The organism is Streptacidiphilus sp. MAP12-33 (assembly GCF_041261265.1).
Classification (GTDB): Bacteria; Actinomycetota; Actinomycetes; order Streptomycetales; family Streptomycetaceae; genus Streptacidiphilus.
On record NZ_JBGCCA010000022.1, the window covers coordinates 48403 to 65864 of the forward strand.

The following is a 17462-nucleotide window of genomic DNA, read 5'->3' on the forward strand; positions in this document are numbered from 1 at the left end:
GAGCCCCGGCTCCAGCTCCAAAACCAGCACCAGCCCCAGAACCAGCCCCGGACCGATCCCGCACCCGGAGGAGTACCGACGCCATGGCCAGGAAGTCCAAGGGCGGCCAGGGCACGCCCGCTACCGTCGCGCTGGAGCGGGCCGGGGTCGCCTTCACGGTGCACGACTACGTGCACGACCCCGCCGCCGAGTCCTACGGCGGCGAGGCCGCGCAGGCACTCGGCATCACGCCGGAGCGGGTGTTCAAGACGCTGGTCGCCGAGGTCGACGGCGCGCTCGTGGTGGGCGTCGTGCCGGTGGCCGGGCAGTTGGACCTCAAGGCGCTGGCCGCCGCCCTGGGCGGCAAGCGGGCCGCGATGGCCGATCCGGCCGCCGCCGAGCGCAGCAGCGGCTACGTGCGCGGCGGCATCTCCCCGCTCGGGCAGCGCAGGGCGCTGCCGACGGTGCTGGACCTGTCCGCCCTGGAGCACCCGACCGTTTTCGTCTCGGCGGGCCGCCGCGGCCTGGAGGTCGAGCTCGCCCCGCAGGACCTGGCGACGCTGACGAAGGCCGTACTAGGCCCGATCAGCCGACGGTGACCTGGGCCGGCGTGCTGGTCACCGGCACGGCCCAGTCCTTGCCCGCGTAGTACCAGGCGTAGGTGCCCGTCGTGGTGGCCCGGGTCTCCACGTGCATGTAGCCGTGCGAGTCCGTCGTGGTGCGCGCGACCGTGACCCAGGTGGAACCGCCCGCCGCCTTGAACCGCAACTGCACCGGCTGGTTGTGGTTCCACGCCCACAGCCCGGTCTTCCAGTCCGGCTGCATCAGCTGGCCCTCGATGTCGAGCAGGGTGCCCGCCGTGACCGCGGACTCGGTGCCGGTCAGCGTCGCGTAGCCGTCCTTCTTGATGAAGAACCTGCCCGCCGTGTCGGACTCGAAGCGGTCGCCGTCGTTGGCCGTCGCGGTGGCCTGGACGTACCACTGCCCGGCCATGTTGTCGTAGAGGTCGTGCTTGGACAGGTCCACGGTGAACGTGCCGGTGCAGACCGAGACGGTCTTGCTCTTCGCCACGCAGGGTGCCGCCGTCGGGCGCAGCACGCCGTAGTTGCTGCCCCAGACCCCGATCTTGTCGACCGCCCTGATGCCCGACTTGTCCTCGGCGGTGATGGCGAACGTCACGGTCTGGCTGTCCGTCCCCTTGAGCACGACGGGCCTGCCCTCGTTCACCACGACATGCGTGATCCGGGTGGAGCCGCTGGACTGCTGCTCACCGAAGGAGGGCAGCACGATGCCGCCCACCGCGAGCACGCCGGAGGCCAACAGGAGCACGGACCGTCTGCGCATCTTCCTCATCCTCGATCGACCTCGGCCGGAGACCATTGTCCCCGAACGGGCGAGCGCGCGGTCCGCCCCCGGCGACATCCGTGCCCTCGGGCGGCGTAGGCTCTACGCGGTCCGGGTCTCCCCCAGTGTGCCCGGACGTCGAGGGAGCATGTGAGCACGGTGGAGACGGTGGCAGCAGAACCGCGGGCGGCGACGGCCGCCGCCACGACCGCCGTCTGCTGCACGGTGCGCGACGTCGTGAAGAGCTACCGGGTGGGCCGCGGGGCCAAGGCCACCGAGGTGCGGGCCAACGACGGCATCTCGCTGGAGATCCGCCGCGGCGAGGTCTTCGGCCTGCTCGGCCCGAACGGCGCGGGCAAGTCCACCCTGGTCCGCCAGCTGACCGGCCTGCTGCGGCCGGACTCCGGCAGCATCGAGATCCTCGGCCACGACATCGTCCGCCACCCGGACCGGGCCGCCCGGCTGCTCGCCTACCTCGGTCAGGAGTCGACGGCGCTGGACGAGCTGACCGTCCACCTCGCGATCGAGACCACGGCCAGGCTGCGTGGCCTTTCGGCCGCCGCCGCCCGCACCGCCACCGCCGACGTCGTCGACGAGCTGGCGCTCGGCCCGATCGCGGGCCGCCCGCTGGCCAGGCTCTCCGGCGGCCAGCGCCGCCTGGCCTGCTTCGGCGCCGCGCTCGCGGGTCCTCGCCCGCTGCTGGTCCTGGACGAGCCGACGACGGGCATGGACCCGGTCGCCCGCCGCGCCGTGTGGTCCGCCGTCGACCGCCGCCGCCGCGCGGACGGCGCGACGGTGCTGCTGGTCACCCACAACGTCATCGAGGCCGAGACCGTGCTGGACCGCGTCGCGGTCGTCGACGAGGGCCGGATCATCGCCTGCGACACCCCCGGCGGGCTGAAGGCCATGGTCGACGGCTCCGTCCGGCTCGACCTGGTCTGGCGCGACGAGGCCCCCACCAACCTCCCGCTGGTGGCCGCCCTGGCCGGACGTGCCAGCGTCAGCGGCCGCCGCTGGACCGTGCGGACCGACCCGGACGAGGCCCGCGAGCTGGTCGCCGAGGTGACGCGCGGTCCCGCGTTCGCGGCGCTGGACGACTTCTCGCTCTCCACGCCCAGCCTGGAGGACGTCTACCTGCTGCTCGGCGGCCGACACGAGGGACTGGAGAAGTGAGCACCACCGTCTTCGACCAGGCACAGCCGCTGGCGCCGCGCGCCGCGCTGCTGCCCTCCCTCGGCGCCGTCTACCGGGCCCAGCTGTCCCGGGCCAGGGTGGCCCGCATCCCGCTGCTCTTCGTGGCGACGTTCCAGTCCATCGGCATCCTGGTCATGATGCGCGGGGTCGTCGGCGCCCACGACACCGAGGCCGCGCGCGACGTGGTCGCCGGGTCGGCGGTGCTGGTCGTCGCGTTCGTGGCGCTGAACCTGTTCGCCCAGTACTTCGGCAGGCTCCGGGCCACGGGCGGGCTCGACCACTACGCGACGCTGCCCGTCCCGCCGGCCTCGGTGGTGCTCGGCACGGCCGGGGCGTACGCGTCCTTCACCGTGCCCGGCACACTGGTGACGGCGGCGGTCGGCTGCGCGATGTTCCAGCTCCCGTGGGTGCACGTGTGGATCCTGCTGGCCGTCATCCCGCTCGCGGGCGCGGCGCTGGCCGGTGTGGGCGCGGCGCTGGGCCTGCTGGCGCCGCGACAGGAGATCGCGACGCTGCTGGGCCAGCTCGGCATGTCCGCCGCGCTGCTGCTGGGCGTCCTGCCCGCGAGCCACATGCCCGAGGCGATCCGCTGGCTGCGCGACCTGCTGCCGTCGACCTACGGCGTCGAGGCCTTCGCCCGGACGTTCACGGCCCGGCCCGACTGGGCACTGGTCACCGCGGACCTCGCGGTCTGCGCGGTCGTGAGCGTGCTCTCACTCGCGCTCGCCACCTGGGCGTATCGCAAGGCCGCCACCCGGGCGTGATCGTCCCCGTCGCGGACGCGGTCCCCGGTTCGTTGGTCGGTGCGGTCCCGGGTTCGGGCGCGGGTCCGTCCGCGCGGCGGCCGGACGGACGTGCGACCATGTCCCGGTGACCGCACCCAACGCCCCCGAGGGCCCCAGCCAGCAGCCGTCCGCACCTCCGGCTCCTCCCGGTGCCGACCAGGTGTGGCTCGCGCCCACCGCCCCGCGGCCGCGTCCCGACTACCGGCGTGAGATCCTCATCGGCCTTGCCCTGGTGCTCGGTTCGGCCGTCGCCGGTCTCCTCTTCGGCCTGCTGTGGCACGCGGTGGCCCCCCGGGTCCCCCTCTACTCGGACGGCACGGCGGTCTACCTGCGCGACCCGGAGGGGGAGCAGCAGATCGCCGCGGACGGGTACTTCGCCCTCGTCGGCGGCTGCTTCGGCGTCCTGGCGGCCGCCCTCTCGTACTACCTCACCCGCCGCCGCGGCGCGGGCCTCGCGGTCCCCATCGGCCTCACGCTCGGCGGGCTGGCCGCGGGCTGGATCGCCTGGCAGCTGGGCACGCACATCGGGCAGACGGACATCCTGAAGCTGGCCGCGCCGGTCCCGAAGAACCAGGACTTCTCCCGCCCGCTCCAGCTCGGCGCGAAGACGGCGCTCGTCGCCTGGCCGATGGCGGCCCTGCTGACCTTCCTCGGCGCGACGGCGCTGTTCACTCCGAGGGACGAGCCGCACCCGCAGCAGCCGCAGTGGCCGCCCCACCCGCAGGAGCACTGAGCGCGCGGTATCGGCCCGGCGTCCGGTTCGTGGAGTGGCAGGACGCCTACGTCCCCGCCCGTCAGCTGGTCCCGGACTCCCGGGAGGGGGAATGGCAGGAGAACGCCGACTGGCTGGCCCCCGACCACTGGCGGCCGGAGACCGACCAGGCCGTGGTCACTCTGAAGAGCTGGGTGCTGCGCAGTGCGGGCCGGACGGTCCTGGTGGACACCGGCGTGGGCAACGGCCGCGAGCGGCCGAGCTCACCGATGTTCCATCGCCGCGAGGGCGACTTCCTGGCCCGACTGGCCTTCGCGGGCGTCCGCCCGGAGGACGTGGACGTGGTGGTCAACACCCACCTCCACGGCGACCACGTCGGCTGGAACACGCGCGACGTGGACGGTGCATGGATCCCGACCTTCCCGAACGCCCGCTACCTGCTGCCGGCGGCGGACGACGCCTACTTCGGCCCTGCGCATGGCTACGGCGGGGGCCGACGCGTGGACGACAAGCTCCTCTACGAGGACAGCATCGCCCCGATCGCCCGGGCAGGGCAGCTGGAGCTGTGGGAGGACGGCCTGCGCATCGACGAACACCTGAGCCTGGAGCCCGCCCCGGGCCACACCCCCGGCTCCTCCGTCCTGCGGCTCGCCTCCGGCACCGACCGGGCGGTCTTCGTGGGCGACCTGCTGCACAGCCCGGTCCAGATCCTCGACCCCTCGCACAGCAGCTGCTTCTGCCTCGACCCGGTCGAGGCGGCCACCACCCGCCGCCGGATCCTGGAACGCGCGGCGGACCAGCGCGAACTGGTGATCCCGGCGCACTTCGGCGGCAGCGGCATGGTCGAAGTCCAGCGGAGCGGCACTGGATTCCGAGTCAGCTAGCCGCACTCCCCCAGGGGCGCGAGGAACTGCGCGACAAGCCACTGATATGCGGATGGTCCGGGGCGCGCAGAACCATCCGCACGCCGGAGGGGCCACCTCCCGGCCGAAGGCCGGGAGGTGAGCCGCATATCGGCAGAGCCCCGCGCCCCTGTTCGCTCAGACGGTTGCCCAAGCCCCCGCGCCCAGCATGCCCTTGATGTCGCTGGCGAAGCCGTTGTCCGGGTCCACCAGGAAGCCCAGTTCGAAGAGCACCGTCCGCGCGTGGCCCTCCATCAGGAGGCGGACCGGGACGTCGCCCGGGTGGGCCTTCATCGCGCGCTTGAGTTCGGAGACCAGCTGGGCGTTGATCTTCCGCTCGTGGATGTTCAGCTGGATCGGCGGCTTGCCGCCGTGCTCCGCGGCGGAGATGTCGAGCATCTGCATCTCCGAGCCGAAGATGCTGAGCGCACCGTCCCGCTCGTTGAGGCGGCCCTTGACCGCGACGACGTTGTCCTCCACCAGCATCTCGCTGAGCAGCAGGTACGTCTTCGGGAAGAACAGCACCTCCACCGAGCCGTCACGGTCGGCGAGCGTGACCAGCGCCCACGCGTTGCCCGCCTTGTTGATCCGGCGGTCCACCGAGGTGATCAGGCCGGAGAGCTTGACCTCGCCCTCCGTCCGGCCGGAGCCGAGCAGCTCCGCGATCGAGGTGTCACGGTTGCGCGCGAGGATGTGCTCGGCACCGTCCAGCGGGTGGCTGGAGACGTAGAGGCCGAGCATCTCGCGCTCGGTGGAGAGCAGGTGCTTGCGCGGCCACTCCTTGTCGTCGAGCTGGAAGTCCAGCCCGATCGTCGGGGAGTCGCTGCCGTCGTCGATCGCGCCGAAGAGGTCGTCCTGGCCGATCGCGGCCTGCTTCTTGACGCCGATGACGGCGTCGATCGCGTTCTCCGCGACCGCGACGAGCCCGCGCCGGGTGTGGTTCAGCGAGTCGAACGCGCCGGCCTTGATCAGCGAGTCGACCGCGCGCTTGTTGCAGACGGGCAGCTCGACCTTGTCGAGGAAGTCCGCGAAGGTCGAGTACTTGCCCTTCGACTTGCGGGTCTCCACCAGCGAGTCGATGACGTTCTCACCGACGTTGCGGATGGCCTTCAGGCCGAAGCGGACGTCCTCGCCGACGGCGGTGAAGTCGGTGACGGACTCGTTGATGTCCGGAGAGAGGATCTTGATGCCCTGGGCGCGCGCGTCGGCCAGGTAGATGGCCATCTTGTCCTTGTCGTCGCCGACGGAGGTGAGCAGCGCGGCCATGTACTCGGCCGGGAAGTTGGCCTTGAGGTACGCGGTCCAGTAGGAGACCAGCCCGTACGCGGCGGAGTGCGACTTGTTGAAGGCGTAGCCGGCGAACGGGACAAGCACGTCCCACACCGCCTGGATCGCCTCGTCCGAGTAGCCGCGCTCCTTGCAGCCCGCGTGGAAGGGGACGAACTCCTTCTCCAGGACCTCCTTCTTCTTCTTGCCCATCGCGCGGCGGAGCAGGTCGGCCTGTCCGAGGCTGTAGCCGGCCAGCACCTGGGCGGCTCGCTGCACCTGCTCCTGGTAGACGATCAGACCGTAGGTGGGGCCGAGGACGTCCTTGAGGGGCTCCTCGAGCTCCGGGTGGATCGGGGTGATCTCCTGCTGGGCGTTCTTGCGCAGCGCGTAGTTGGTGTGCGAGTTCATGCCCATCGGGCCGGGCCGGTACAGCGCCGAGACGGCGGAGATGTCGGCGAACTCGGTGGGCTTCATCAGGCGCAGCAGCGCGCGCATGGGACCACCATCGAGCTGGAACACGCCCAGGGTGTCGCCGCGCTGGAGCAACTGGAAGGTGACCGGGTCGTCCAGCGGGATCGCGTCGCAGTCGACGTCGACGCCACGGTTGGCCTTGATGACCTTGATGCAGTGGTCGATGATGCCCAGGTTCCGCAGACCCAGGAAGTCCATCTTGATCAGGCCCATGGCTTCGCACGACGGGTAGTCGAAGCCGGTGATGATCGTGCCGTCCTTGTCCCGCATGTGCAGCGGGATCAGGTCCAGCAGCGGCACCGAGGAGAGGATCACGGCCGCGGCGTGCACGCCGGTGCCGCGGATCAGGCCCTCGATGCCCAGGCCCGTGTCGATGATCTTCTTGACGTCGGGTTCGTTCTCGTAGAGAGCCCGGATCTCGCCGCCCTCGCTGTAACGCGAGTGCTCGCGGTCGAAGAGGTCCTTGAGCGGGACGCCCTTGCCCATCACGTCCGGCGGCATCGCCTTGGTGATCTTGTCACCCATGGCGAAGGGGTAGCCGAGGATGCGGCTGGAGTCCTTGACGGCGGCCTTGGCCTTGATCGTGCCGAAGGTGTTGACCTGCGCGGTGTACGCGGCGCCGTACTTCTCACTGACGTAGCGGACCATCTGGTCACGCTGGCGGTCGTCGAAGTCGATGTCGACGTCCGGGGGGTTGATGCGCTCGGGGTTGAGGAACCGCTCGAACAGCAGGTCGTGCTCGATCGGGTCGAGCTGGGTGATGCCGGTGAGGTAGGCGATCATCGAACCGGCCGCGGAACCACGGCCGGGGCCGACCGAGATGCCGTTGTCGCGGGCGTACTGGCAGATGTCCGCGACCACGAGGAAGTAGGAGGAGAAGCCCATCGGGTCGATGACGGACATCTCCAGCTCGATCCGGTCGAGCACGTCCTGGCCGGGGTCGTCGCCGAAGCGCTTCTTGAGGCCCTCGCCGATCTTCTGCCGCAGGTAGCTGACCTGGTTCTCGCCCTCGGGCACGTCGAACTGCGGCATCCGGTCGACGAAGTTGAAGACCTCGTCGTACGGCTCGATCATCGACTCGACCAGGAGCGTGTTGTCGCACGCCTCCGGCAGCTCGCGGAAGAGCTCGCGCATCTCCTCGGCGGTCTTGAGGTAGTAGCCGGAGCCGTTGAACTTGAAGCGGTTCGGGTCGTCCTTGTTCTTGCCGACGCCGATGCAGAGCAGGTTGTCGTGCGCGTCCGCCTGGTCGGCGGTGACGTAGTGCGAGTCGTTGGTGGCCAGGAGCGGGATGTCCAGCTCCTTGGCCAGGCGCAGCAGGTCCATCCGGACGTCGCGCTCGATGTCGAGCCCGTGGTCCATCAGCTCCAGGAAGTAGTTCTCCTTGCCGAAGATGTCCTGGTACGCGGAGGCGGCCGCGACGGCCTCCTCGTACTGCCCGAGCCGGAGCCGCGTCTGCACCTCGCCCGAGGGGCAGCCGGTGGTCGCGATGATGCCCTCGGAGTGCTGCGAGATGATCTCGCGGTCCATCCGGGGCTTCATGTAGTAGCCCTCGATCGAGGCGAGGGAGGAGAGCCGGAACAGGTTCCGCAGACCGCCCGCGTTCTTGGCCCACATGGTCATGTGGGTGTACCGGCCACCGCCGGAGACGTCCTTGCCGCCCTCACCGCTGGCGTCCCCGCCGGCCATCCGGCCGCCCTGCTGGCCCCAGAAGGTCTGCTTCTTGTGGGTGCGACTGCCGGGCGCGACGTAGGCCTCGATGCCGATGATCGGCTTGACCGGGTGCTTCTGCGCGATCTGGAAGAACTCGTACGCCCCGAACATGTTGCCGTGGTCGGACATCGCGATCGCGGGCATGCCCTGGCGCTCGACCTCGGCGAACATCTTGCCGTTCTTCGCGGCGCCGTCCAGCATCGAGAACTCTGTGTGAACGTGCAGGTGAACGAAGCTGTCGGCCACGGCGGACAAGGCTCCCTCGGGCAGTGGGCGGCGGGGTGAAGAACTCAGCCTACCCGGGTCACTCGCGCCTTCGGGCATCGCACGCGCAACAACCGCGCACGTTACTGTGTGCTGCACGAGAAGTGGACGAAACGGACAGGCATGTCGTGGAACGTGATCGGCCAGTTGATCGCCGTGGCACTGACCATCGGCCTCACTCTGCTCGTCGGCTGGCTCGTGGACAAGGCCCTGCAGCGGGTCGCCGCGCGGCATCCGGAGACGACCGTCTGGCCGCTGCTGCGGCGCTGCCGGATCCCGCTTCAGCTCGTCGTCTGCCTCTCGCTGCTGCTCGTGAACGCGCCGCTGGCGCAGCTGTTCAAGTCCTACTCCGACGACGTCCGTCACGGCCTGCTGCTGGCGCTGATCGCCTCGATCGGCTGGCTCACCAACCGGGTACTGGCCGCGATCCTGTCGGCGGTCTTCGCCCGCTACCGCGAGGTCGCCGAGGACCCCTCCCGGGTCCAGCGCGTACGCACCCAGGTCAACCTGCTGCGGCGGGCCACGGGCGCGATCGTGGGGCTGGTCACGGTCGGCGCGATGCTGCTGACCTTCCCGGCGATGCGCACCATCGGCACCTCGCTGCTGGCCTCGGCCGGGCTCATCGGCATCGTCGCCGGTATCGCGGCGCAGAACACGCTGGGCAACTTCTTCTCCGGCCTGGTGATCGCCTTCGGCGACCTGGTCCGGATCGGCGACACGGTGGTGGTGGAGGGCCAGCAGGGGACGATCGAGGAGATCACCCTCGCCTACCTGGTGGTCCGCCTGTGGGACCAGCGGCGGCTGGTCGTGCCGGTCTCCTACTTCGTCAGCCGCCCGTTCGAGAACTGGACCCGCGAGGACCCGCACACCACCGGTTCGGTGCTGCTCCATCTCGACCACACCACACCGGTCCCCGAGCTGCGCGAGCAGTTCCACCGGCTGCTGCTGGACAGCAAGGAGTGGGACGGCCGCGACTGGGGGCTGGTGGTCTTCGACACCACCCCGTCCACGATCGTCGTCCGCGCGACGATGACCACCCGCAACCCGGACGACGCCTTCACCCTCAAGGCCCAGACCCGCGAAACCCTCATCGCCTGGCTCCGCGACCACCACCCCGGCGCGCTGCCGCGCGTGCGCACGGGCGGGTAGCCGGGACAGAGCCCTGCGGACGGGGCACACTTTCGGGTGGGACCTCCATCGATCACCCTGATTTGTCGGTGGGCAGCGACAGCTTCCAGTAAGAAGCAGCGCGCGGACCGAACCGATCGGGGGGAAGGCATGGCGCTGATGACTGCCGCAGAACGGCCTCCTGTCCCACCGAAATCGGCCACTTCCGGGCGCGGACTCCTGGGCCCCGCCGACCGACGTCCTACTGGTGTTCGAGGTCACCTCGACGCGCCCCAGCAAGGACCGCGAGGCCAAAGGCCTCGGCTATGCCAAAGCAGGCATCCCCTGCTACCTGCTGATCGACCGCAGCGAGGGCAAGGTCACCCTGTTCACCGATCCGGAGCGGGGCGACCACCAGACCGCCACTCGCGCGAGCTTCGGCAAACCGCTCGACCTGCCCGCCCCCTTCGGCTTCACGCTCGACACGACGCCCTTGAGCTGACGACGCGTCGGTTGGCCAGCATCACGCCCGCCGCGACGAGCGCGGTGCCGGCCAGGACGGGGAGGGTCAGCCGCTCCCCGAGCAGGGGGACGGCAGCTGCGGCTGTCAGCACGGGGCTGAGGCTGCCGACGGTGGTGCAGCGCTCGGGGCCGAGGCGGCGGATCGCGGTGGCGTAGAAGAGCCCGGAGCAGACGCCGGTGCCGACGCCCTGGACGAGAAGGAAGACGAGCACGTCGCGCGGCTCGGCATGGGTGAGCAGCGTGCTGGGCAGCACGCCGAACAGGGCCAGCAGGGCGATGACCGAGAAGGTCGGGACACAGAGCAGTCCCATGGACGCGACAGGGTCGAGCGAGATCTCGCGCAGGCCGACGGTGTAGATCGCCCAGAGTCCGCTGGCGAGCAGCAGCAGGCCGACTCCGGCCAGGGTGCGCCCGTCGACCCCCGCGAGGTCGGGCCCGACCAGGGCGAGCGCGCCCAGACCGATGAGGCCGAGGCCCGCGCCCTGCAGCCCGCGCGGCACCCGGCCGCCGCGGACCGCCAGCGCGGCGACGAAGAGCGGGACCATCCCCGGCACCAGCGCGCCGACGAAGGCCGCCGAGGTGAGCGCGCCGCCGTAGGTCGCCGCCAGGTAGAAGGGGATGCCGCCCCCGAGGACGATCTTCAGTGCAGGGGCCCAGCGCAGGCCGGCCGCACGGGTGAACTGCCCGCGCCGCCGCCAGAGCGCCGGGGCCAGCACCAGCGCCGGGAGCCCGAAGCGGATCAGCGCCGCGTCCGCCGGGCGCAGCGAGGAGACGGCGAGCGCCCGGTCACTGAGCGCGAACGCACTCCACAGGCAGACCGTCGCCAGCAGTGCGGCGACACCGAGGGGATCGGCCACCCGCCGTCCGGCCGGACGGGCCGAGAGTTCGGCGGTCGCCGCCTGCTCGACGACGGGCACGGCCGCCAGGGGCGCGGCGGACATCGGGGGCATGGCGGTGGGACTCCACTAGCGGCCGAAATGGCGGGGACGCGGCAATGCTATGGCGACAGGCGCGGCATACGATTGCTAAAAATGTCTCCAGAGACCAGCCAAGAGGCAGAATCTGCCAAACTGCACCATCTGAACAGAAGGCGGGAGAACCATGGACGCTGTCGACCGGTCGATCATCCGCGAGCTGCAACAGGACGGCCGACTGACCAACCAGGAGCTGGCCGACCGCGTCCGGCTCTCCCCCTCGCCGTGCCTGCGCCGGGTGCGCCGGCTCGAGGAGGCGGGGGTGATCGAGGGCTACACGGCCCTCGTGGACCAGTCCGTCTTCGGCCTTCCGGTGACCGCCTTCGTGCGGATCGGGCTGGAGCGGCACAACGCGGCGAGCGTGGAGGCGTTCGAGGAGCACGTCCAGCGGATCGACCACATCCAGGACTGCTACCTGATGGCGGGCAGCACCGACTACCTGCTCCGCATCGTGGTCGAGGACCTCCAGGCCTACGAACGTCTGGTCCGTACCCGCCTCCACGCGATCCCCGGCATCGCCTCCATCGAGTCCGAGTTCGCCTTCGGCAGCGTCAAGCACACCCGGGTCTTCCCCCAGCCGGCGCCCTCGCGGCAGGTCAGTCCCGGCTCCTGATGGCGTACCAGCCCGCCGTCAGGGCCGCCGCGATCGGGAGGATGAGGAGGACGGTCCAGCGACCCACGGAGCCGCCGGAGACACCCATCTCGACCACGACGAAGACCAGGAACGCGATCGTGGCGAGCTCGATCCAGGGCGAGAAGCCGAGCCGGTAGGCGGGGCGCTCCGCGTGGCCGGCCTTCGCGCGGCGGACGAAGAGCGCGTGGGTGACCATGATCATGATCCAGGTGGAGATGACGCCCAGCGAGGCGATGTTGACCACGATCTCGAAGGCCTCGCCCGGCAGCCAGGCGTTCAGGCCGACGCCGATCAGCGCCGCGCCCGCCGTCAGGAAGATGCCGCCGTAGGGCACCTGGTTGCGGCTCATCCGGCCGGTGAAGGCCGGCGCGGAGCCGGAGGCCGAGAGGGAGCGCAGGATGCGGCCGGTGGTGTAGAGGCCGGAGTTGAGGCTGGACATGGCGGCCGTCAGCACGACGGCGTTCATGATGCCACCGATGCCCGGGACGCCCAGCTTGGCGAAGACGGTGACGAAGGGGCTCTCGTTCGCGGAGTACGAGGTCCACGGGAGCAGCAGTACCAGCATCACGATCGAGCCGACGTAGAAGACGACGATGCGCCAGGTGATCGAGTTGATCGCCTTCGGGACGATCTTGGCCGGGTCTGCCGTCTCCCCCGCCGTGACGCCGACCATCTCGATCGCCGCGTACGCGAAGACCACGCTCTGCAACACCACGATCATCTGGAGCACGCCGCGCGGGAACCACCCGCCGTTGTCCCCGATCATGTGCAGGCCGGGCGTCTGCCCGGCGATCTGGTGCTGGGTGGCCAGCAGCACGATGCCGACGACCAGGAACAGCACGATCGCCGCGACCTTGACGATCGCGAACCAGAACTCCATCTCACCGAAGAGCCGCACCGAGATCAGGTTGACCGACAGCACCACGGCCAACGCGATCAGCGCCAGCACCCACTGCGGGACCGCCGCGAAGGTCCCCCAGTAGTGCACGTACAGGGCGACAGCGGTGATGTCCGCCATGCCGGTCGTCGACCAGTTCAGCACGTACATCCAGCCCGCGATGTACGCGCCCTTCTCGCCCAGGAACTCGCGCGCGTAGCTGACGAAGGAGCCGGAGGAGGGCCGGTGCAGCACCAGCTCGCCCAGTGCCCGCACCACGAAGAAGGCGAAGACGCCCGCGACCGCGTAGGAGATCGCCAGCGAGGGCCCCGCCTTGGCCAGATTGCCGCCTGCCCCGAGAAAGAGGCCGGTGCCGATCGCGCCACCGATGGCGATCATGCTGATGTGGCGTGGTGCGAGGGTCTTGGCGTAGCCGGCGTCGCCCTCGTCGTGCAGGTCGATGTCGGCGGGATGGGCCGCCGCGCCCGGGGTGGTCTGTGGGTCGGTGCTCACATGGACCTTTCGTGACGTGCGGAGGGGCTCAGGGGCTCAGCGTTCGCTGCGCAGGTCGAGCTGGCGGATCACCCGGTCGACGAGTTCGGGGTCGGCGCCCGGCTCCATCCGGGCCACCTGCATCTCCTCGCGGGAGGCGGCGAGCATCTCGGCCTCGACCTTGCGCAGCGTCTTGACCACCTTGACGCGCTGCTTCCACTCCTCGCGCTGCTGCTCGTCGTAGAGGTCGGGGCGGCTGCGGGCCAGGCGGTCGACCTGGCGCTGCTTGAGGCGGTCGACCACCTCCTCGGGCAGCTCCTCGTTGGCGGCCATCTCCTTGAGCCGCACCAGCCCGGCCCGGGAGGCCCGGTACCAAAGGCGCCGCTCCTCGTGGTCCTCGGCGTCCTGGTCCCGGCTCAGCCCGAGCCAGCGCACCACCAGCGGCAGCGTCAGGCCCTGCACGACCAGGGTGAACAGGACGACGGAGAAGGCGATGAAGACGATCTCGTAGCGCAGCGGGAAAGCGGCGCCGCCGTTCACGGTGAACGGCACGGCCAACGCCAGCGCGACCGAGGCCACCCCGCGCATCCCCGCCCACCACAGCACCACGGCCTCGCGCCAGCCGAGCGGGGTGGCGTCCTCGCGGCGGCCGGTACGGCGGTCCAGCCACGCGGCGAGCCAGGACCCCGGCAGCAGCCAGATGAAGCGCACGCCGACCACGACGAGGATCACCAGCAGGGCGTCGCCGATCATCGAGGGCCAGCTGCTGCCGACCTCGTGGAGCACGCTGGACCACTCCAGGCCGATCAGCCCGAAGGCCATGCCGGAGATCAGCAGCTCCACGACGTCCCAGAACGCGGAGCCGACCAGCCGGAAGGAGACGTCGTCCGCCCCGACCGCCCGGTCGTTGATCCACAGTGCGCAGACCAGGACCGCCAGCACGCCCGAGCCGTGCAACTGGTCGGCGAGCACGTAGGCGGCGAAGGGGACCAGCAGGCTGAGCCCCACCTGGAGGGTCGCGTCGCTGAGCATGGCTATGACCTTGCCGCTCAGCCAGCCGATGCCGACGCCGAAGACGACGGCCAGCACGGCCGAGAGCAGCAGCCGCAGCGCCGCGTCGAGCGTGGAGAACCGGCCGGTGACCACGGCGTCGATGGCCAGGGCGTAGACGACCAGCGCGGTGACGTCGTTGAAGAGGCCCTCGGTCTCCAGCACGCCGAGGAGCCGGCGCGGGAGGCCGACGCTCTGCGCCACCGCCCCCGCGGCGATCGGGTCGGGCGGGGAGATCAGCGCGCCGAGCGCGACGGCCGCCGCGACCGGCATCGCCGGGGTGATCCAGTGCATGGCGCCCGCCACGGCCGCGGCGGTGACCAGCACCAGGGCGACCGCGAGCAGCAGGATGACCCGGGCGTTCTGCAGGAAGTAGCGCGCGGTGGAGCGCTGCGAGGACGCGTAGATCAGCGGTGGCAGCACGAGCGGGAGGATCAGGTCCGGCTCGATGTGGATGTTCGGCACGAACGGCAGCAGCGCGAGGACGATGCCGATCAGGGTCATCAGCACGGGCTGCGGCACCCGGATCCGCTCCGCGAGCGGGGTGGTGACGATGGCGCAGAGAAAGACCGTGAAGAGAAGGATCAGCTGCGCCACACAGGCATCATGCCAGACGTTTCGTCATACTCCGGTGCGGAATGCCCGCGTCGGGGTATTCGTCGCCAAAAGCGACATAACCCAGCCGTTCGTAGAAGCCCAGCGCCTGCACCTGGGCGTGCAGCTCCAGTTCCGTGCCGCCGTGGTCGCGGCCCGCCGCCTCGATCGCGCGGACCAGCTCCGCACCCAGGCCGGTGCCGCGCGCCCGCTGCCGGACAGCGAGGCGGCCGAGCAGCACGACGCCCTCGCGGCCGGTCGTTGCCAGCGCCTGCGGTCCGTGGATCAGGCGGCCGGTGCCGAGCGGGGTCCCCTCGGCGTCCCGTGCCAGCACGTGCACGCTGGTCGCGTCGAGCTCGTCGTACTCCAGCTCGACCGGGACGTTCTGCTCCACGACGAAGACCTCGTGCCGCACCGCGCGGACGTCGGGCATGTCCGCCTCGGTCGCGACCGTGATCGAGACGTGCTCAGCTCTCCGCACTGATGATCTCCAGGGCGCGGGCCAGGTCCTCGGGGTACTCGCTGGTGAACTCGACCCAGTCCCCCGTCGCCGGGTGCTGGAAGCCGAGCGAGACGGCGTGCAGCCACTGCCGGGTCAGACCCAGGCGCTTGGACAGCGTCGGGTCGGCGCCGTAGGTGAGGTCGCCGACGCAGGGGTGGCGCAGCGCGGACATGTGGACGCGGATCTGGTGGGTGCGGCCCGTCTCCAGCTTGATGTCCAGCAGCGAGGCGGCCCGGTAGGCCTCGATCAGGTCGTAGTGGGTGACCGACGGCTTGCCGCCGGCGACGACGGCCCACTTCCAGTCGCTGCTGGGGTGGCGGTCGATCGGCGCGTCGACGGTGCCGGACAGCGGGTCCGGGTGGCCCTGGACCAGGGCGTTGTACTTCTTCTCCGGCACCCGGTCGCGGAACTGCTGCTTGAGCGAGGTGTAGGCCTGCTCGGACTTGGCGACGACCATCAGGCCCGAGGTGCCCACGTCCAGGCGGTGCACCACGCCCTGGCGCTCGGCCGCGCCGGAGGTGGAGATCCGGTAGCCAGCTCCGGCGAGACCGCCGATCACGGTCGGGCCGGTCCAGCCCGGGCTCGGGTGCGCGGCGACGCCGACCGGCTTGTCGACGAGGACGAAGTGGTCGTCGTCGTAGACGATCTTCATGTTGTCGATCTTCTCGGCCACGATCTGCACCGGCGCCGGCGGGGCCGGGATCTCGACCTCCAGCCAGGCACCCGCGGTGACCCGCTCGGACTTGCCGACCTCGGCGCCGTCCACCGTCACCTTGCCCTCGGCGGCCAGCTCGGCGGCCTTGGTCCGGGAGAAGCCGAACATCCGGGCGATGGCGGCGTCGACACGCTCACCCTCGAGGCCGTCGGGCACGGGCAGGGCGCGGATCTGGGGAACGGTGCTCACCGTAACGAGTATGCCGTATCGCGCCTTCGCTCCCCGACCTCCGCCCCGGCCAGCCGGGACCGCCGCGAGCTGCGGCTTGTTATCTGATTTTGACCCAACTGTGCAGCCGAACGGCCTATCGGGAGTGAGAGGATGCGGTCTCAATTCACGCAGGGGCGGGACGCATAACGGTGTGCAGACCCTCCTTCGGCGTGCTCATACATCGCAGGAGGACCCACCCTCATGGCTCGTTCCGTCTCGCAGCGTCTCCTCCTCGCCGGCACCGTGGCCGTGGCCGGCTCGCTGATCCTCACCGGCTGTGGTAGCTCCAAGATCGACGGAAACTCCGGTGCCGCCCCCAACGCCTCGCAGTCGGTGAACACGGAGGGCACCGACGCCGCGCTGGTCGCCATGGTCCCGGCCGCCCTGAAGACCAAGGGCACCGTCCTCATCGCCACCGACTCGACCTACGCCCCGTCCGAGTTCAAGGACGCGAACGGCAACGTCGTCGGCATGGACGTGGACCTCGGCAACGCGATCCTGAAGAAGCTCGGCCTGAAGGCCCAGTGGCAGAGCGCGGACTTCAGCTCCATCCTCGGCGGCATCAGCGCCAAGAAGTACGACCTGAGCTTCTCCTCCTTCACCGACACCAAGGCCCGCGAGCAGCAGGTCGACCTGGTCGAGTACTTCAACGCGGGCGAGGCCATCGCCACGCTGACGGGCAACCCGTCCAAGCTCAGCGGTGTCGCGGCCGACCTGTGCGGGATCAAGGTGTCGGTGCAGAGCAACACCACCGAGTCGCAGGAGATCCAGCAGACGATCAACCCGGCCTGCAAGAAGGCCGGCAAGCCGGAGATCCCGAACAACGGCGACCAGTTCAACGCGCAGACCGACGCCACCTCCGCGCTGGTCGCCAAGCGCGACCAGGCGATGATGGCCGACTCCCCCGTCATCGCCTACGCCGTGCAGCAGAGCAACGGCCAGCTGATGAAGATCGGCCAGGACTACAACACCGCCCCCTACGGCATCGTCGTGCCCAAGGGCGACGGCCAGATGGCCCAGGCCATCCAGGGCGCCGTCAAGGACATCATCAACGACGGCACCTACCTCCAGATCCTGAAGAAGTGGGGCGTCGACTCCGGCGCGCTGACCGCCGACAAGGTCGTCATCAACGGCGCCACCAGCTGATCTCCGTCC

General features: G+C 70.4%; 16 protein-coding genes. 9 read left to right on the plus strand and 7 right to left on the minus strand.

Annotated features, from left to right (window positions below; all coding sequences use genetic code 11):
* The first annotated feature begins 83 nt into the window (after positions 1-83).
* Entirely contained in the window at positions 84-578 is a 495-nt protein-coding gene (gene ybaK / locus ABH931_RS21965) for a Cys-tRNA(Pro) deacylase (RefSeq protein ID WP_370115796.1), read from the plus strand.
* Here the strand turns inward: ybaK and ABH931_RS21970 are convergent.
* Positions 565-1323: a hypothetical protein gene (locus ABH931_RS21970; protein ID WP_370115798.1), complete on the minus strand. Its 759-nt coding sequence runs from the start codon at positions 1321-1323 to the stop codon at positions 565-567. The two genes, ybaK and ABH931_RS21970, sit on opposite strands and share 14 nt — an antisense overlap.
* 168 nt (positions 1324-1491) lie before the next feature.
* Here ABH931_RS21970 and ABH931_RS21975 point away from each other — a divergent pair, with 168 nt between their 5' ends.
* The 4 genes from ABH931_RS21975 to ABH931_RS21990 all read left to right on the plus strand — a co-directional run bounded on the left by ABH931_RS21975 (position 1492) and on the right by ABH931_RS21990 (position 4898).
* Positions 1492-2496, plus strand: coding sequence for an ABC transporter ATP-binding protein (locus ABH931_RS21975; RefSeq protein WP_370115799.1), 1005 nt, complete (start codon positions 1492-1494; stop codon positions 2494-2496).
* Positions 2493-3281, plus strand: coding sequence for an ABC transporter permease (locus tag ABH931_RS21980; protein WP_370115801.1), 789 nt, complete (start codon positions 2493-2495; stop codon positions 3279-3281). Before ABH931_RS21975 ends, ABH931_RS21980 begins: the two co-directional genes overlap by 4 nt.
* A gap of 106 nt (positions 3282-3387) precedes the next feature.
* Positions 3388-4035, plus strand: a complete 648-nt coding sequence (locus tag ABH931_RS21985; RefSeq protein WP_370115803.1) for a hypothetical protein — start codon at positions 3388-3390, stop codon at positions 4033-4035.
* Between the two features lie 29 nt (positions 4036-4064).
* The gene (locus ABH931_RS21990) at positions 4065-4898 is read left to right on the plus strand and encodes an MBL fold metallo-hydrolase (protein ID WP_370115805.1); all 834 of its coding nucleotides are present in this window, start codon (positions 4065-4067) and stop codon (positions 4896-4898) included.
* 156 nt (positions 4899-5054) lie between these two features.
* On the opposite strand, the gene dnaE is transcribed toward ABH931_RS21990, so the two are convergent.
* Entirely contained in the window at positions 5055-8612 is a 3558-nt protein-coding gene (gene dnaE, locus ABH931_RS21995) for a DNA polymerase III subunit alpha (RefSeq protein ID WP_370115806.1), read from the minus strand.
* Positions 8613-8753: 141 nt separating this feature from the next.
* Between dnaE and ABH931_RS22000 the strand changes: the two genes are divergently transcribed.
* Complete coding sequence (locus ABH931_RS22000; RefSeq protein ID WP_370115808.1) at positions 8754-9779, plus strand: mechanosensitive ion channel family protein; 1026 nt, start codon at positions 8754-8756, stop codon at positions 9777-9779.
* A 226-nt stretch (positions 9780-10005) separates the two neighbouring features.
* Positions 10006-10239, plus strand: a complete 234-nt coding sequence (locus ABH931_RS22005; protein WP_370115809.1) for a Uma2 family endonuclease — start codon at positions 10006-10008, stop codon at positions 10237-10239.
* Here the strand turns inward: ABH931_RS22005 and ABH931_RS22010 are convergent.
* Positions 10211-11209, minus strand: coding sequence for a DMT family transporter (locus ABH931_RS22010; protein ID WP_370115811.1), 999 nt, complete (start codon positions 11207-11209; stop codon positions 10211-10213). The genes ABH931_RS22005 and ABH931_RS22010 overlap by 29 nt on opposite strands.
* 151 nt (positions 11210-11360) lie before the next feature.
* Between ABH931_RS22010 and ABH931_RS22015 the strand changes: the two genes are divergently transcribed.
* Positions 11361-11846: an Lrp/AsnC family transcriptional regulator gene (locus ABH931_RS22015; protein ID WP_370115812.1), complete on the plus strand. Its 486-nt coding sequence runs from the start codon at positions 11361-11363 to the stop codon at positions 11844-11846.
* On the opposite strand, the gene ABH931_RS22020 is transcribed toward ABH931_RS22015, so the two are convergent.
* Genes ABH931_RS22020 through ABH931_RS22035 form a run of 4 tightly spaced genes read right to left on the minus strand, consistent with a single transcriptional unit; the run spans position 11830 to position 16286 of the window.
* Positions 11830-13257, minus strand: a complete 1428-nt coding sequence (locus ABH931_RS22020) for an amino acid permease (protein ID WP_370115814.1) — start codon at positions 13255-13257, stop codon at positions 11830-11832. The two genes, ABH931_RS22015 and ABH931_RS22020, sit on opposite strands and share 17 nt — an antisense overlap.
* A 36-nt stretch (positions 13258-13293) precedes the next feature.
* Positions 13294-14883, minus strand: coding sequence for a Na+/H+ antiporter (locus tag ABH931_RS22025; RefSeq protein WP_370115815.1), 1590 nt, complete (start codon positions 14881-14883; stop codon positions 13294-13296).
* Positions 14884-14890: 7 nt separating this feature from the next.
* Positions 14891-15313, minus strand: coding sequence for a GNAT family N-acetyltransferase (locus tag ABH931_RS22030; RefSeq protein WP_370116037.1), 423 nt, complete (start codon positions 15311-15313; stop codon positions 14891-14893).
* A gap of 34 nt (positions 15314-15347) precedes the next feature.
* Positions 15348-16286 (minus strand): RluA family pseudouridine synthase, encoded by a 939-nt coding sequence (locus ABH931_RS22035; RefSeq protein ID WP_370115816.1) that lies wholly within the window; start codon positions 16284-16286, stop codon positions 15348-15350.
* A gap of 222 nt (positions 16287-16508) precedes the next feature.
* Here ABH931_RS22035 and ABH931_RS22040 point away from each other — a divergent pair, with 222 nt between their 5' ends.
* Entirely contained in the window at positions 16509-17453 is a 945-nt protein-coding gene (locus ABH931_RS22040; RefSeq protein WP_370115817.1) for an ABC transporter substrate-binding protein, read from the plus strand.
* Positions 17454-17462: the final 9 nt, after the last annotated feature.

What these genes read in the sequence shown, in the direction of transcription:
- ybaK (WP_370115796.1), top strand. Translation starts at nt 84, where the DNA reads ATGGCCAGGAAGTCCAAGGGCGGCCAGGGCACGCCCGCTACCGTCGCG.
- ABH931_RS21970 (WP_370115798.1), bottom strand. Translation starts at nt 1,323, where the DNA reads ATGCGCAGACGGTCCGTGCTCCTGTTGGCCTCCGGCGTGCTCGCGGTG.
- ABH931_RS22000 (WP_370115808.1), top strand. Translation starts at nt 8,754, where the DNA reads ATGTCGTGGAACGTGATCGGCCAGTTGATCGCCGTGGCACTGACCATC.
- ABH931_RS22010 (WP_370115811.1), bottom strand. Translation starts at nt 11,209, where the DNA reads ATGCCCCCGATGTCCGCCGCGCCCCTGGCGGCCGTGCCCGTCGTCGAG.
- ABH931_RS22015 (WP_370115812.1), top strand. Translation starts at nt 11,361, where the DNA reads ATGGACGCTGTCGACCGGTCGATCATCCGCGAGCTGCAACAGGACGGC.
- ABH931_RS22030 (WP_370116037.1), bottom strand. Translation starts at nt 15,313, where the DNA reads ATGCCCGACGTCCGCGCGGTGCGGCACGAGGTCTTCGTCGTGGAGCAG.
- ABH931_RS22040 (WP_370115817.1), top strand. Translation starts at nt 16,509, where the DNA reads ATGGCTCGTTCCGTCTCGCAGCGTCTCCTCCTCGCCGGCACCGTGGCC.